The sequence below is a fragment of the Streptomyces pimonensis genome, assembly GCF_041380215.1.
Taxonomy (GTDB): Bacteria; Actinomycetota; Actinomycetes; order Streptomycetales; family Streptomycetaceae; genus Streptomyces; species Streptomyces pimonensis.
In genome coordinates this window covers 1-944 of record NZ_JAHWZY010000129.1, presented here as the reverse complement: position 1 = coordinate 944, position 944 = coordinate 1, and the positions used below count along the sequence as shown (strand labels likewise).

The window sequence follows — 944 nt, the reverse complement described above, 5'->3', positions numbered from 1 at the left end:
GTCGCGGGCTGCTCCACCCTGGCGAGCCGGGGCACCCGTATCTCACCGGAGCGGACCGCGAGCTGCGGCTCCCCCGTCGCCAGCGCGACGGGCAACACCTCCAGTGAGGCCGCCTCGTCGTCGAGGTCCACCAGCACAATCCGGTCCGGGTTCTCCAACTGCGCCGACCGCACCAGACCCCACACCACCGCCTGCGCCACGTCGAGGACACCCTCATCGACCGAGACGGCCAGCGCGCCCTTGGTCACCACGACCAGCCGCGCCGCGCCGGACCGCTCCTCCGACAGCCACCGCTGCACCACGTCCAACGCCCAGTACGCCGCCTCGTGCGCGACCAACACCGGATCGGACGCGGAGCCGGAAGCGGACGTGACCGGGCACGCCACGGCCACAAAGCCGGACAACGCATCGGCCAAAGCGCCCACTTCAGCCCACTCGACGGCCGGAACATCATCACCATCGGCCAGCGGAACCGGCACCCAGTCGATGCCGAACAGCGCGTTGTCGTGATCGTCACCGGTGAGCTGATCCAGCGGCACCGGGCGCAGCACCAGCGAGTCCACGGTCGCGACCGGAGCGCCCGCCCCGTCCGCCACCGTCAACGACACCTCGTCCGGCCCCGAGGGCACCAGACGCACCCGCAGCACCCTCGCCCCGGAGGCGTGCAGCCGCACACCCGACCACGCGAACGGCAGCCGACCGGTCCCGTCGGCACCACCGGTCAGGCCGGCGGCGTGCAGTGCCGCGTCCAGCAGCGCCGGGTGCAGGCCGAAACCGCCCGCGTCCACGCCGTCCGGCAGCACGACCTCGGCGAACACCTCGTCCCCGCGCCGCCACGCCGCCCGCAGCCCCTGGAACACCGGCCCGTAACCAAAGCCTGCGTCGGCCGCCTGGTCGTAGAACCCGTCGAGATCGACGACCTTGGCACCCGCCGGCGGCCACTC

General features: G+C 73.0%; 1 protein-coding gene. It reads right to left on the bottom strand.

Annotated elements, in window-relative coordinates; genetic code table 11:
• Positions 1 to 944, bottom strand: a 944-nt coding sequence (locus tag KYY02_RS33665; protein ID WP_371244882.1) for a SpnB-like Rossmann fold domain-containing protein, incomplete at both ends; no start/stop codon positions are given.